This window comes from Paenibacillus xylanexedens, assembly GCF_007680605.1.
Lineage (GTDB): Bacteria > Bacillota > Bacilli > Paenibacillales > Paenibacillaceae > Paenibacillus > Paenibacillus xylanexedens_B.
The window spans coordinates 393,926-409,168 of record NZ_VEIO01000002.1 but is presented as its reverse complement, the minus strand read 5'-3'; the positions used below and the strand labels follow the sequence as shown (position 1 = coordinate 409,168).

Annotated in this window: 15 protein-coding genes; 10 read left to right on the top strand and 5 right to left on the bottom strand. The window is 46.5% G+C overall.

From position 1 onward, the window contains the following. Positions 1-14 precede the first annotated feature (14 nt). Positions 15-1,838, top strand: coding sequence for a 5'-nucleotidase C-terminal domain-containing protein (locus FS818_RS16360; RefSeq protein ID WP_145333204.1), 1,824 nt, complete (start codon positions 15-17; stop codon positions 1,836-1,838). A gap of 502 nt (positions 1,839-2,340) precedes the next feature. Here the strand turns inward: FS818_RS16360 and FS818_RS16355 are convergent. Further along, the gene (locus tag FS818_RS16355) at positions 2,341-4,077 is read right to left on the bottom strand and encodes a proline--tRNA ligase (protein ID WP_145333203.1); all 1,737 of its coding nucleotides are present in this window, start codon (positions 4,075-4,077) and stop codon (positions 2,341-2,343) included. A 550-nt stretch (positions 4,078-4,627) separates the two neighbouring features. Between FS818_RS16355 and FS818_RS16350 the strand changes: the two genes are divergently transcribed. After that, the gene (locus FS818_RS16350; RefSeq protein ID WP_145333202.1) at positions 4,628-5,302 is read left to right on the top strand and encodes a 3'-5' exonuclease; all 675 of its coding nucleotides are present in this window, start codon (positions 4,628-4,630) and stop codon (positions 5,300-5,302) included. A gap of 2 nt (positions 5,303-5,304) precedes the next feature. Here FS818_RS16350 and FS818_RS16345 read toward each other — a convergent pair whose 3' ends face one another. The 3 genes from FS818_RS16345 to FS818_RS28830 all read right to left on the bottom strand — a co-directional run bounded on the left by FS818_RS16345 (position 5,305) and on the right by FS818_RS28830 (position 7,511). Beyond that, a complete protein-coding gene (locus tag FS818_RS16345) occupies positions 5,305-6,276 on the bottom strand; it encodes a helix-turn-helix transcriptional regulator (protein ID WP_145333201.1) in 972 nt (323 codons plus the stop codon). Positions 6,277-6,440: 164 nt separating this feature from the next. Continuing rightward, entirely contained in the window at positions 6,441-7,136 is a 696-nt protein-coding gene (locus FS818_RS16340; RefSeq protein ID WP_145333200.1) for a hypothetical protein, read from the bottom strand. Positions 7,137-7,343: 207 nt separating this feature from the next. Next, positions 7,344-7,511 carry a hypothetical protein gene (locus FS818_RS28830; RefSeq protein WP_186375511.1) on the bottom strand — a complete coding sequence of 56 codons (168 nt, stop codon included), beginning with the start codon at positions 7,509-7,511 and terminating at the stop codon, positions 7,344-7,346. Positions 7,512-7,843: 332 nt separating this feature from the next. Here FS818_RS28830 and FS818_RS16335 point away from each other — a divergent pair, with 332 nt between their 5' ends. The 8 genes from FS818_RS16335 to FS818_RS16305 all read left to right on the top strand — a co-directional run bounded on the left by FS818_RS16335 (position 7,844) and on the right by FS818_RS16305 (position 13,651). Then, entirely contained in the window at positions 7,844-8,299 is a 456-nt protein-coding gene (locus FS818_RS16335; protein ID WP_145333199.1) for a hypothetical protein, read from the top strand. Between the two features lie 18 nt (positions 8,300-8,317). Next, on the top strand, positions 8,318-9,022 hold the full coding sequence (locus FS818_RS16330; protein ID WP_145333198.1) for an AIM24 family protein: 705 nt from the start codon (positions 8,318-8,320) through the stop codon (positions 9,020-9,022). 337 nt (positions 9,023-9,359) lie between these two features. Next, on the top strand, positions 9,360-10,049 hold the full coding sequence (queC, locus tag FS818_RS16325) for a 7-cyano-7-deazaguanine synthase QueC (RefSeq protein WP_145333494.1): 690 nt from the start codon (positions 9,360-9,362) through the stop codon (positions 10,047-10,049). Then, positions 10,049-10,540 carry a 6-carboxytetrahydropterin synthase QueD gene (queD, locus tag FS818_RS16320; protein ID WP_090918382.1) on the top strand — a complete coding sequence of 164 codons (492 nt, stop codon included), beginning with the start codon at positions 10,049-10,051 and terminating at the stop codon, positions 10,538-10,540. Before queC ends, queD begins: the two co-directional genes overlap by 1 nt. Then, a complete protein-coding gene (gene queE / locus FS818_RS16315) occupies positions 10,533-11,270 on the top strand; it encodes a 7-carboxy-7-deazaguanine synthase QueE (RefSeq protein WP_145333197.1) in 738 nt (245 codons plus the stop codon). Before queD ends, queE begins: the two co-directional genes overlap by 8 nt. 64 nt (positions 11,271-11,334) lie before the next feature. Beyond that, entirely contained in the window at positions 11,335-11,826 is a 492-nt protein-coding gene (queF, locus tag FS818_RS16310; protein ID WP_110897191.1) for a preQ(1) synthase, read from the top strand. Positions 11,827-11,955: 129 nt separating this feature from the next. Then, entirely contained in the window at positions 11,956-12,072 is a 117-nt protein-coding gene (locus tag FS818_RS29085) for a putative holin-like toxin (RefSeq protein ID WP_221787759.1), read from the top strand. A 304-nt stretch (positions 12,073-12,376) separates the two neighbouring features. Further along, complete coding sequence (locus FS818_RS16305) at positions 12,377-13,651, top strand: MFS transporter (protein WP_145333196.1); 1,275 nt, start codon at positions 12,377-12,379, stop codon at positions 13,649-13,651. Positions 13,652-13,910: 259 nt separating this feature from the next. On the opposite strand, the gene FS818_RS16300 is transcribed toward FS818_RS16305, so the two are convergent. After that, positions 13,911-14,759 carry an EcsC family protein gene (locus tag FS818_RS16300; protein WP_145333195.1) on the bottom strand — a complete coding sequence of 283 codons (849 nt, stop codon included), beginning with the start codon at positions 14,757-14,759 and terminating at the stop codon, positions 13,911-13,913. Positions 14,760-15,243 lie beyond the last annotated feature (484 nt).

Sequence of the window (15,243 nt, the reverse complement as noted above, 5' to 3'; positions counted from 1 at the left end):
GAGGTTTCGGATTCATGAAAAACTGGAAAAACGTTGTTTCACTTCTGCTAACGGTTTGTTTACTGTTCGGCAGCGTAGGCATTGCGGCAGCAGCAACGGATTCTGCTCCAGGCACAGGTAAGCACATCACTATCCTACATACCAATGACATGCATGCTCGGGCAGTTGAACAATCACCTGCTATGGGTTTTGCAAAAGTCGCAGGCATCGTTGACAAATATCGTAGCGAAAATCCTAACACCCTCTTGCTGGATGCAGGCGATGCGGTACACGGTACCACATTTGCTACTCTTGTCCGAGGCGAGAGCATTGTGCAGGTCATGAACGAAATAGGCTATCAGGCGATGGTACCTGGTAACCATGAGTTCAACTATGGCTCGGAACGTCTCATGGAGCTGGCGAAGATGATGAAATTCCCTATGCTCAGTGCAAACGTAAAGAAAAAAGACGGAACTCGTATCTTCGAACCGTACCTTATCAAAGAAGTTGATGGTGTGAAGATCGGGATTATCGCCTTGACTACGCCAGAAACCATGTACAAAACGAACCCGAAGAACGTAGAAGGTTTGCAAATTACAGATCCTTCTGCAGAAGCTAAAGTTCTCGTGAATGAAATTCGTAGCAAAGTCGATGTTGTCGTTGTTCTCGGACACCTTGGACAAGATGTTTCCAGTACGGATACAAGCTTCAAAGTCGTTAAAGAGGTTCCCGGCATTGATGTGTTCATCGATGGACATAGCCATACCGTATTAAAAAACGGACTTGTATCTGATCATGGAACTTTAATTGCAAGTGCAGGTGAATACACCAATTATGTAGGTGTCATTGACCTATGGGTCGACGGCGGCAAAGTCTCAAAGAAAACAGCAACATTAATTGATGAAACTGGGGCCAAAGATATTAAGCCAAACGAGAACGTTGCAGCACTCGTAAGTTCCATCCAGAAAGAACAAGAACCGATCCTGAAGGAAGAAGTAGCAAATACTGCTGTTCTCCTTGACGGCAAACGTGAACAAGTACGTGCTGGCGAGACCAATCTGGGAGACTTGCTGGCTGATGCAATCCGTGATGTCAGCAAAGCCGACATCGCATTGACTAACGGCGGAGGTATTCGTTCTTCTATTGAAAAGGGCATCGTAACTAAAGGTGATGTCATTACCGTTCTTCCCTTTGGCAACCAAGTCGTTACCCTTGATGTAAAAGGCTCTGATGTACTCGCAGCCCTGGAGAACGGTGTAGGTTCCTACCCGGAACCAAGTGGTGGATTCCCGCAAGTATCCGGAATTACATTCAAAATTGACGCTGCTGCTGCAAAAGGTAGCCGTGTTCATTCCGTAATGGTTGGTGATAAAGCTCTTGATCCAGCCGCGACCTATACCCTTGCAACCAATGACTTCACAGCTGTCGGCGGTGATGAGTACACAATGTTCGCCAAGTATCCAACAACCGGTATGTACGGTGCACTGGATGAGGCGTTAATCAACTACATGCATAAACTCGGCGCAGTCGACATTAAAACCGACGGCCGCATAAGTGAAGGCAAGAAATCCGCTGTAGAACCAGAAGCACCGGGTACTGAGGCTCCGGCCCCTGTTCCAGCACCAACACCAACCAAACCTCAACCAGAAAAACCGAAGCCGGAAAAACCGGTCAAACCAGCACCGGGGAAACCAGCTCCAGCCCCTGCTAAATTGCATATTGTAAAATCAGGCGAGTCTCTTTACTCGATCTCCAAACAATATGGTACAACTTGGCAGACACTGCAACAGCTCAACAAAATCAAAAACCCACACTGGATTTATCCTGGTCAAACACTAAAGTTGCCTGCTGCTTCTTAATCTGCAACCATTTCGAATAAACGACGAAAGGGAGTCCTTAGCCAGATCACTGGTTAAGGACTCCCTTTTGTTTTCTATTTCAAAAATAAATCTCTTGCATGCCGCTTTCGGCTTCAAAGTTGATGTGTACCCCCTCCTGAACTAGAACATTTATGCCTGTAAAATCCGTATTTATGCGATTTACGGGGCGAACGGGGTACAACCTTGCTTACGCTAGTTTTGCATACTTATACTCATATCACTTCGAATAGCCAAGCCTAACGTGTCTTTATGAGCAAAAGTACAATTTACCTGATCTTTATTTTCCAGCTGTAGTCACTTGGTATGATTATTTTCTGTGATTAGACATTCTTTCTACTTCTAGAGTCCCGTTTTCCAAGGAACCTCTAGCTTATTAAGCTAAAAATAAGTATCGACATAATATTCAGTCCTATTATATAGGCAAATGTTATCTATCACATATTACATGTATTTTTCATCGCTACTTATGCTACATCCATGCTTAATCTCGGCGAATTTGCTCTGTCACGTAATTCACAGCTTCTTGCGCCGTCATACTGATTCGCTTCGTTTCGCCTGAAACAGCAAGCATATGAGAGCCCAGTTCCACCTGTGCTTCGGCTGCTCCTCTGCCTACAACAATGTGTACAGGCAGCCCGATTAACTCGGCATCCTTGAATTTTACACCGGGCCGCTCATCCCGATCATCCACGAGCACACGGAATCCACAATCCGTTAGATGTTGCTCCAACTCACGAGCCAGCTTCTGTTGTTGCTCGTCTTTCCAGCTTACCGGGATAAGATGCACATCATAAGGCGCTACAGATACAGGCCACTGGATGCCCTCTTCCGTCGCGTACTGTTCAGCAATAGCTGCCATCAAACGAGATACCCCGATACCGTAACATCCCATTACAGGTGCACACTGACGGCCATTGCGATCCAGGAAAGAAGCTCCCATGGCATCGCTGTACTTGGTACCCAGCTTGAATATATGTCCGACTTCAATGCCTTTGGTGAACACAAGTGGTTCGCCACATGATACGCAACAATCTCCTTCGGCGGCAAAGCGAATATTCTCGACGTGTTCCAGCGCAAAATCCACGCCTGGACGAACACCTGATAGATGCATGCCAGCCTTATTCGCTCCGGTCACTGCCTGTTTCATGGTAGCCACATCAGCGTCCACCACCATACGCAGTCCAAGCCCCACAGGTCCAAGATAACCGACGGCGAGATTGGAATACGCGGCGATAGATGCATCGTCAGCCAGCTCCAGTTCCTCTGCACCAAGCACCTGTTTCAAGGCAATATCATTCAGTTCATGATCTCCACGGACTAGTGCTGCAACAAGCTGACCATCCGCCAGATAAAGCAATGTTTTGATCATCTCTTCAGCCTGCTTACCAAGGAAAGAGCATAATTCAGCGATAGTACGAACGCCTGGTGTCTCAATCCGTAATACTCCCGTGTGCTCAGCAGCCTTTTCTTCATGCGTAAGGATCGCAGGTTCTGCGGATTGAAACGCCGCCTTCTCCAGGTTCGCTGCATAACCACATGGTTTACACGTCACAATGGTATCCTCTCCTACATCGGCCAAAGCCATGAACTCATGTGTCTCCCCTTGTCCACCAATCGTTCCTGCATCTGCCTCAACCCGAAGAAACTCCAGGCCACAGCGATCCATAATGCGGCAATATGCTGTATTCATGGCTTGATAGGTTCGATCCAGTTCCTCCCAATCCGATGCAAAAGAATAGGCATCCTTCATAATGAATTCTCGGCCGCGCAACAAGCCAAAACGCGGACGGCGCTCATCCCGGAACTTGGTTCCGATCTGATACAAGGTAAATGGCAACTTACGGTAAGAGTTGACCTCGTCACGAGCCAATGCCGTAACGACCTCCTCATGGGTCGGTCCAAGCGCAAACTCTCTCATGTGCCGGTCCTTCAGACGCATCAACTCTGGACCATATTGCGTGTATCTGCCGGACTCCTCCCACAACTCTGCTGGTTGCATAATTGGTAACAAGACTTCCTGGCACCCGGCACGATCCATCTCTTCCCGGACGATTCGCTCGACGTTCAGAAGCACACGTCGCCCAAGTGGTAAATAACTGTATATTCCCGCGGCCACTTGACGAATCATACCCGAGCGCAGTAGCAGGCGGTGTCCCGTCGCATCAGCCTCCGCTGGTGCTTCACGTAATGTTGGAACAAGCATCTCACTTTGACGCATCTTGAATACACTCCTTTTATGATTAGATAGGTAGGCACTGCGCACATGAAATCTTGAACAGCAAAAAGACGCATTCGTCAAGGGACGAATGCGTCGTGGTACCACCCTTATTTAACTGTATACAGTCGTTTCATATCTCGCGCGCTAACATACAGTCCTTTGGGGCATAACGGACCCTTCCGGCGAAGGTTGCAGCCTGTTACCAAACAGACATTCCCCTTTGCAGCTAACGAGGGAGGAATTGCGCAGCAGCAACAGGAATGTTACAGCAATCCATTCCCTCTCTGTTGAAGCGGGCTTACGTAATTATGTCCTCGGTAAACGCTATTTTTCATTTTTGATCACATTAGAACATTTAAACGAACTTGTCAATAAATACAATTAAACGAATAGGTCACTCGAAACCGTTATGCCAATCTCCTTCAGGCGAAATTCATAACAATGGCTGACACGGCCCCAGGTTCACTGTAGAATAGAGATTAACATTTTACGGATCTAACGTACCGATCCCTGAATGGAAATTTGCATCCTTCATAAAGGAGTTTATCTTATGTCCTATATTATATACGATCTTGAATTCACAGTAAGCCGCAATACGCGCTACTCCTCTGAAATTATTGATATCGGTGCCGTCAAAGTGAGTGAGAACCCGGATACAGGCCTTACCGTCACGGACACCTTTCATACGTATGTTCGTCCATCTAACAAATCCGTCCTGTCTACCGACACGGTTCAGTTCACAGGAATCACACAGAAAGACATCGATGCAGCCCCTCTTTTCCCGGCAGCGCTGCGTCAATTCATCGATTGGATGGGCAATGAGCCTTATTATATGTGCTCCTGGGGACCAGATGACCGCAACAAATTCATCTCCCATTGCCGAACACATCACTTGGATGTGGCCTGGATTACCAATCATAATGATTTACAACAACAATGGTCGCGGGCCATGCACAAAGAAGGAAAGTTTCGGCAACTCGGACTTGCCCAGGCTCTAGAACTCTGTGGAATTGAATTTGACGGTACACAACACCGCGCTTTGGATGATGCTATTAATACGGCTAAAGTGTTTATGCACCAGTTTGATAAGTTCAAACTGGAAAAAAATTGCGCAGCGGATGATGAAGGCGTAGCTTCCAAAGTGGTTTACTCCAGTGCTCTGGATGATGAGGAAAAGGAATCGCCGTTTGGCAATCTTGCCAATTTGTTCAAAGGCAAAAATTAAAATTATCTCTGGTTGTATACCTGCTGCCAGCGCTCTAAATGTTCTTTCATCAGAGACCGGTAATGTTCCGGTTCGATAATCTCGGCCTCCGGTCCGTACTTGGATAACCATGCAAATAATTCCTCCGCATTCACGAGTACCGTTTCAAACAATAGAGTGCCTTCAGGCTCTATGGTCATAACGGGGTGCACACAAAAACGTTCTTGCATCACACGTTCCACGACTGAGGAAGAAAATCGGATTTTGATTGCATCTCCTACCGTACTTCCTCTTGTTGTCCAGGGAACACGCAGATAAGATTGAATCAAATAATCGTTTTTGCGGAAAGTACGTGGAATAATGCGTAAGTCATGCAACCGATTCACCTGAAATTTTTTCAGTCTCTCTGAGAAATGGCAATAAGCTAACAGATCAAATTGATATTCCCGGGGAATCAGACAATATGGATCAAAGCGAATGTGTTCCATTTCTCCTTGAGACATATATTTTCCTTCAATGCTGTTTTGTGAGATTCCGGCTTGAAGTAAAGTAAGGAAAGAATGACTCGCCTCGTCTCCTTCAATGTTTTGCCAGACCTTTGTTCCCTCTCTAAACATTCCTCTGATTTTCTCAGCCCATTCCACACGCTCGCTTCTGTTTTTCTGGCTTGAAGCGACCACTTTTTCATAAGCACTCTCAAAGGCAGGTCTTAGCAGGGGACGAATATCTTCCATGACGTCTGCAAGCTGTATGAAAGCTTGCGCTTCCTCGTCAGTCCAATTTAGTGGATACATGGCAAAGTGGCTGATAAACATGTACCCTCTTCCATGTCCCATATTGGCGATCGGAATATGCATTGCGCTGAGGGCCTCCATGTCACGGTATATCGTCCTTTCCGTTGTCTCGCACCTCTCCGCAAGCTCCCGAGCCAGTATGCCTGGCTTGGCTTGTACCAGCGTGATAATGCGCATTAATCGGATTAGTCGGTCTGTCATTTGGCCAGGCCCTCCATGATGTTGTTTCAAATAGTATGATACAGCTCCATCCTTGACTGATATAGTATGGATATATACATTCGACTTGTTGTTTAACTTCACCTTCAAAACTTATGTAAACTGGTTCTCTCTGTACGTCATTACTTGACTACGTTTTCATTGATCTAACACTGTTCTTTCACATTTTGGCGATTGGCAGTAAACGTAATACCATAATGATAACGAAGCTTCTCAACAATTTCGGCTTCTGTTAAATAATCCAGATCCTGTTTGCGCGCAGCTTCAATTAGCAGTGCATCGGCATGACGGCGCAACAAGTCGCTGCCTTCCTGGGTACGGCCTCGTTCATAAGCACGCAGAGCCTGTTTAAGTAAGGGTACGGTTTCGTTCAATTTAATCGTTTTCTCTACTTTTGGATCTTCAGGCTGTCTTAACATCCCGAGGTGACTTGTATACTGAATATAGAGTTGTTCCCGACGAAGAAGCACACGCTGACTCTGTTTTAACTTGCGGGTACTCCAATAGGCAGAACATATCGCTGCTTTTCCTGAAAGATGCGGTCCTACGGCAAATTCCAGCAGAATCTGTTTGCTTTCTCCTTTGAGTACATCACCAAGTCGTAGTACCCAGCCAATATCTGTTTCTTTGGATCGGCATCCATAGATGCCTTTAAGCTGGACACCATATTCCGGTTTGAGCAAAAGCTCTAAATCTCTCGACATAATTTTGGGTGCTATTTTCCTAAGTCTTTTGGCAGGGGATCCGTAACGCCACTCTACCATCATATATACGGGATCGGCTCCCCCTGTCGGTATGGCCTCTTTATTCCACGAATAAGATACTTCAAAGACTGAGTTCACTGGTAGTCTCTCCCCCGATTTATGTGTATTATCTTCTAAGTTAGCAGGGTGAATGGACACTATATTGTCACGGAACATATGTTCCCGTTACTTTTTTCCATTATATTAGTTTTATTCCCCTTGATCCGCCTAGAAGCGACAATAAACGACGAAAAAGCCTGGCTAATAGCCAAGCTTTTTACACCCTTCTCTATGACAAGTCCCAACTTAAACAGCTGGTTGGTTATGCTCCATTTTGTGCAAGTACTGTGCACTGTCCGTTTGATCAACCGGTGCATAAGTTACACTGTCAATAATCAGTTTGCGTCCGACTGGCTCGCCATTTAAAGTAATCATGATTGTTTTCGTTGACGCGTTCTGGTTTGATGCGTACATATTATTCTACTCCTTCATTATTAACGATCTTTTTAAAATCGAAATATATTAATTTTAGGCATTATATTGCATATTTGTGAACAGGATATACCCGGAGCGGAAGTAAGCCTCTGTGTTTGCTCTGTCCGGGGTACTGCTATTCTTGTATTACCCGCTGATTTTTAAAATAAAACATTTGTTTTTAGCAATTCTTTGCGAAACATTCGGGTAATAAAACGTAATCCTCTTGAACCCAATATCGGGTTTTTGACGTATAATGAAAGAGTAAGGATTCAACAAATGACGACGAATTCGGCTCTGAATCGATCTTATCCAAGAGAGAGGTGTTATACATGCCAAAATCCATTCAGGGATATTTCATTCGGGTGTTTGTCTCCACATGTATTCTATATACAGTCATACTCGGTTCTACTGCAAATGCAGCGAGTGCGAATATATTCTCGGATATTTATAATGGTTGGGAACGCGTGTCGGAACTACCCGGAGAAGTGAACGCATTACAAGAGAGTTACAAGCAAACGCTGGAGCAACTAAATCAAACCTCCGCCCAGCTCGGACAAGCCCAAGCTAATGTCGAAGCATTCAAAGCACAAAATGATCAGCTTCTGGCTCAGAACCAGAAACTGACCGAAATGGTCAGCAAACTTCAAACTGAACAGGATGCCAGAACAGCCACCGCACAGCGAATTCAAACGATGGTGATCACTATTGTTGCTCTCATATTGGGTTACTTCCTTCTGATTCGCGTGATGCGCTGGGGAATGCGCCGGCGATCTGGCCGACTATAAAAGAACAGGAGCTACTGCATGCATATACATCTGAATCATGCTGAAACTGGCGGAGTCGGACAAGTGGTCACATTTTCATTGATTCAGGATGACCGTCTTCATATTCTGCATCCGCAGCAAATTGTTGCCTTTCGCGGTGCCAGCAACAGCAGACAAGATAAATTCATGAATATCTCGGGTATGTATCGCAAAAAAAAGCTGATTAAATCAGAAATTACTGGACCATGCCAATTTGTAGCCGCCCTTCCGCCGGGATTCACCATGAAAGAAGTACAGCTTACCGAACACAGTGATTTGCTTTATGATTTTCGCCACTTGTTCTTCTATTCCGAAGGTGTCACGATGCAGACCAAAATTCAGAAGATCAAAAACATGCTGATTACCCGGGATGCGGTGAAAATGAAATTTTCGGGTAAAGGAACCATTGGTTTGCTCACGCAGGGTCAGGTATGCCAACAAGAACTTCACCCCACCGCCCCACTCTATGTAGATGCTGGAAGCGTCATTGCTTACCCTGAAAATGCCCATCTGGAACTAACTGTATATGGAAACAACCTGGCCAGTCAGCATATGAACTATCATTGGAAAATGACAGGACACGGCCCGGTGCTCTTTCAAGCCGGACGCGAAAACTACAGACTGCAGCAGGACGTCAATGATGAAGGTTTGTTCAAACGTATATTAAAAGAAGTCATCCCCTTCGGTAACGTGATTATTAAGTAATTCTTGGATTTTAAAAAACGTGCCGATCCGGTAAATGATATGGTATACTGTACCCGGACAATTAAAGAAGAAAATCCATGCCGATGGCATGGGAGAGGTTCGCGAACTCCCTCTACAAGACTTGACCTGTGTAAGGTCGCTACAGTCTTGCGTACTGCTTTCCGTGATTACACGGTGTGCGTAAAAAACTAAGGACACTTGCTTATAGCAGCTTTTTTGAAGCGGTTATTAAGAAGGTGTGTTTTTTGATGGATGCCAGTTCATGAACTTCTCTGTTCTTCCGACATTCCTAGCTTATGCTGGAGTGATCTCAAGAAGATGGAGAGGTTTTTTTATGTTGAACAAAGAAAAAGCGGTCGTTGTATTCAGCGGCGGTCAGGACAGCACAACGTGTCTGTTCTGGGCAAAACAACAATTTGCCGAAGTTGAAGTAGTTACGTTTGATTACGGGCAGCGCCACAAGCTGGAGATTAAATGTGCGGCAGCGATTGCCAAAGATCTGGGCGTGCAGCAAACCGTACTGGATATGAGCCTGCTTAACCAGCTCGCACCGAATGCACTCACACGAGATGATGTAGAAATCATTCACGAAGAAGGCGAGCTGCCCAGCACATTTGTGGACGGAAGGAACTTACTGTTCCTCAGCTTTGCCGCCATTTTGGCAAAACAAAAAGGCGCTCGCCACTTGGTCACAGGTGTCTGCGAGACTGACTTTAGCGGGTATCCCGATTGCCGGGATTCATTTGTGAAGTCGATGAATGTAACTCTTAATCTGTCGATGGACTACCCATTTGTTATTCATACTCCGTTGATGTGGCTGGACAAAGCAGCAACGTGGAAAATGGCCGATGAACTGGGCGCTTTCGATTATGTACGTGAACGTACGCTGACTTGTTATAACGGTGTCATCGGTGACGGGTGCGGCGAATGCCCCGCTTGCAAACTACGCAAAGCGGGACTCGATCGTTATGTAGAGGAACGTGCCATTGCTCCTACAGCTCCCTCTTCAACTGGAGTGGATGCATGATGAGAGAACCCGGAACGTTTCGCATTGTTGAACGCTTGCAGCGGATTGATCAGGATATTCTGCCCACGCAGCTGAGATATCACCGCAAACGTGTGCTGGTCAGCAAAGAATTTACTTTTGATGCGGCGCATCATCTGCACTGTTATGAAGGCAAATGCAAAAATCTGCACGGGCATACGTATAAAGTGGTTTTTGGTATCAGCGGTTATCCGGGTGAAACCGGGCTGACGGTTGATTTTGGACATATCAAGGACATCTGGAAAAGCCGGATTGAAGGTTATCTGGATCATCAATATTTGAATGAAACATTACCTCTGATGAATACGACGGCTGAAAATATGGTGGTCTGGCTATTCGAGCAGATGGAGCATGCTCTACAGACGGAGCCTTATGCCGGACTTACAGACGGCGCACGCACGGAATTCGTTCGACTCTTCGAGACTCCAACCAGTTATGCTGAAGCAAGACGGGAGTGGATGATCGATGAGTAAGGAAGCACACATCCCTGTTATGGAGGTTTTTGGTCCGACGGTTCAAGGCGAAGGCATGGTGATCGGGCAAAAAACGATGTTTGTGCGCACCGCGGGCTGCGATTATCGCTGCTCCTGGTGCGACTCGGCCTTTACCTGGGACGGCAGCGGCAAGGACCAGATTCGCATGCTGACGCCGGAGGCGGTATGGGATGAACTGCGCCGCCTGGGCGGCTCGCGTTTCTCCCATGTGACCCTCTCCGGCGGTAACCCCGCCCTGCTGGCTTCGCTGGGCGGGCTGGTTGCCCTGCTGCGGGAGAACGGCGTCCGCACCGCGGTTGAGACGCAGGGCTCGCGCTGGCAGTCGTGGCTGGCGGACATTGACGAAGTCACCGTCTCGCCCAAGCCACCCAGCTCAGGCATGGACACTGACTGGGCTGTGCTGGACGATGTGATCGGCCGCCTGGCTACTGGCCCGGCGGATCGAAGCCATAGTCTGAAGATCGTGATCTTCGATCAGACAGACCTGGACTATGCCCGCCGCGTGCATGCACGGTATCCGGGCACGGATTTATTTTTACAAACGGGGAACCCGGATGTTTCTTCGGCGGATACGCCGGATCTGGCGGCTTCGTTGCTGGAGCGTTACGAGTGGCTGATTGATCAGGTAAGTGCCTCGGACAATCTGAACAACGTGCGAGTGCTTCCGCAGCTTCATACGCTGGTATGGGGGAATAAACGCGGGGTTTAAATATATACGAGATATTATAAATACGAGGCCTACGGCTTCAATTGAATACGAGGAGTTTATTTGAATGAGACAACCTGACGAGATGCAAGATGTAACATTGCTGGGCAACCAGAATGTAAAATATACGTTTGAGTATGATCCGGGTATTCTGGAGAGCTTTGATAACAAGCATCCGTACCGTGATTATTTTGTAAAATTCAACTGCCCGGAGTTCACTAGTCTGTGCCCGATTACGGGTCAACCGGACTTTGCAACGATCTACATCAGCTATATTCCGGATATCAAAATGGTTGAGAGCAAATCGCTCAAACTATACCTGTTCAGCTTCCGCAACCACGGTGATTTCCACGAGGACTGTGTGAACATCATCATGAACGACCTGATCAAGCTGATGGACCCACGCTTCATTGAAGTCTGGGGCAAATTCACCCCGCGCGGCGGCATCTCTATCGATCCGTATACCAACTACGGCAAACCGGGAACGAAATACGAGCAAATGGCCGAACACCGCATGATGAACCACGATATGAACCCGGAGACGATTGATAATCGTTAATTTGAGTCTGTAGATACTGCTTGCTTTAAGTAGATGTCCGCGATTTGGATTATGTGGTATAATTTGTTACAACAACAGAATGGCTTGAATGGGCGGTCGGCTAGTCTCCTGAGTAAGGAGGTGATGCCTGTGGAGATAAAAGATGTACTGACGTTGATGATCAGTTTTGCGGGGTTTACAGTAACCTTGATTGGACTGATTGTAACCATCGTCATTGCATTGAATAATCAAAACAAAAAGAAATAGGCCGCCCTCGGTAAGGTAGCAGCCTATTTCGATTACCTGTCCACAGCCACCGCCCTTGAAAGCGGCTGTTGTAAAAGAGTGAGGATGTTGACGCATCCTTACTCTTTTTTTATTTTATCCTTGTTGCCTACAGTTTATCACAACATTTCCCAAAACTCCACATGTACAAAAGTTGTTTTCATTTCCCCCTCTGTTCCCCTTGTCGGTCGATCCAATCTATCCTATTATGTAACAATATGCTTAATTGCATAGAATCTAACATAGGCGCTGATCCCTCGTGACCGCGACCAAAGGAGAACTGAACATGTCTACACAAACTACATTAGCCAAGGACGCCGTAGCGCGTTCGAAAGCCCCGCCCGGATTGGATGCCCAAGGCACCGTATACCGGATACTTATTGCCATCAGTCTGGTGCATCTGTTGAACGATTCCATTCAGTCTGTCATTCCGGCAATATTTCCTATCTTAAAAGACTCCATGCATTTAACGTACACTCAGATCGGCTGGATCGCTTTTGCGATCAACTTTACCGCATCGATTATGCAGCCTGTTGTCGGCTGGTTTGCTGATAAAAAACCTACTCCATCGATCCTGCCGATTGGCATGGGTTTCACGTTTACGGGCATGTTGCTACTCGCTTTTGCCGACAGTTATATGATGGTGCTCATCTCTGTCATTTTTGTCGGACTCGGCTCCGCTGCTTTTCATCCGGAAGGCTCCCGGGTATCCCATATGGCTGCGGGCCAACGCCGCGGACTGGCACAATCTATTTTTCAAGTGGGTGGTAATGCTGGACAATCCCTTGCACCGCTACTGACACGCTGGATTTTTATCCCGTTTGGGTTGTTTGGTGCCATCGGCTTTACGGGCATTGCCGCGATGGGAATTGCTGTACAGCTCTACGTCGCACGTTGGTACGGTCAGATGTTGCAATCCGGCGCATATTTGCGTAAACAAGCAGCTGCCCGTCGTACTCCCAATCCAGCATTACGTCAAAAAATTGCTGCCGCAATTACGATCCTGATTCTGCTCGTATTTGTCCGTTCATGGTACGTAGCTTCAATCGGTAGCTTTTATGCCTTTAATCTGAAGGATACGTTTGGTTTATCCACGGAAGATGCGCAAATTTATATTTTCCTCTTCCTGGCTGCCGGCGCACTAGGCACATTCTTTGGTGGCCCGCTCGCAGACCGATTCGGCAAACGTAACATGATCTTTCTCTCCATGGCCGGGGCCGCACCGCTGGCGTTGCTATTACCTTATGCCAACCTGTTCTGGACAGGCGTACTGCTGACGATTATTGGCTTTATCATGTTATCCAGCTTCTCCGTCACTGTGGTATACGCTCAGATGCTCATTCCGGGAAAAATCGGAACGGTTTCTGGTCTGATTACGGGTCTTGCCTTTGGTATGGGTGGCCTTGGGGCACTCGTGCTCGGCAACTGGATCGACGCCTTCGGCGTTTCACCCGTCATGCAAATATGCAGCTTCTTGCCACTGATCGGTATCTTTACGTTCCTGCTACCATCTGACAAGTTGCTCAATCGTTGGGCACAAGAAAACGGGAGCGGGGAGTAAGTTCTTTCGACTATATCCTGGTTTTAATATATATAGGTAATGAAAGAGTGATGAAATAACCTCTCTGGAGAGCGTTGAATTTCCAAAAATTCGCTTCCACTATGCTGATCAAATACAAATAAAAAGGTTCCCGACCGTATCTGAATTCATGCAGATCGGCAGGAGCCTTTTTTTCATCATATAGTCCTGTCTTAGAACTCGCTTTCCTAGTCATCTAGAGTAATATTAACTTACCATCAACAGCCTCAGGCGGAATTATCTATTTCAAGCGTTGCAGGATCAGTCGTTTTTTGTAGAGCATCTTGCCTGCCTCAGCGACATCCTGAATGGTATTTTTGTTGCTGACCGAACCAAAGATCATGCCTGCAATGGGCACCAACTGGAACAGCTTTTTCCAGCCAAAAGATTCACTGTAAGAGTTGAACACTTCACGCCATCCTTGCATTTGAGAGATCACTTCAACTTGCTTGTCTGGATTATCGTAATCAGCCAGTTCATCAATGATGGCTTTCTTGCCCACAATATCGGCAGAAGAGAATTGCAGACATTTTACGATAAAGATACGCTCCAGCGGATCATCGGGATCATACCCGTAACACAGCGCCATCTCTTGCAATACTTTCAGCGAAAGTCCCATCACGAGCGGAATGTCCGCAGCAATGGTGACGATGCCTCCAAATCCGGTCGCGGCTCCTTGTGCCGCAGCGAATTTGCTTCGACTTTCGGTGATGCTGTCTGCCACGCGGTCCAGCACCTCCAGCGGTAGTTTTTCCACACTATGAATTTTGGCCGTGTTCACTGTGTCTGTATCCTGCTCTAATCGGTAGATGTAATCAGATGTCATAGGGTAACCCGAACACTCGGCTTCCTGTTGCAGGAGCTTGGCTACTTTTTTCTTCTGAACAAGAAACTTGCCACCCGTTTGCAAATACTGCCCCACTTCGTTCAGCGCGTCACCGATCTTCTGTTTGATCGCCTTCGGCATCACTTTATCCAGCATGGCAAATGGCAAACGTCCGATTTTATCCCATATGAACAGATCCTTCTGTTCCTTCTCCCATTTTAAAATCTGCTCAAGCTCCCCGTCCAATATCTCGCGTGATTCCATATGTTATCCTCCTGAATATTGTAGTGTGATCCCCCAATTTAAACCTGTCCTAGCTCATTCTCAGCTTAATACATCATGACAAAACACCGAGAATATGTAGAAAACAGTTTAAACTGAGTGGTTTTGGTTTTGGTTTTGGTTTTGGTTTTGGTTTTGGTTTTGGTTTTGGTTTTGGTTTTGGTTTTGGTTTTGGTTTTAAGCGCTTTGCACACTCTCTATTTAATCTAACGATCTCAGATGAGCTTATTTGACCGATATCGAGCTATCTCCAATTCTAACGATCACCACAAACCTTATTTCGCTGAAAACGCATGATAAATACTCATTTTCACATCAAATCTCGCAAATAAGCTCTCCTGTGATCGTTAGAATTTCAACCAGGCGAAAAACGGCTAAATAGCGTCTCCTGTGATCGTTAGAATTCTGAACATCACGTTCAAGCCTTTGAAGCTGAAGATAATAAGTCAATCCGCTTAAATTATTT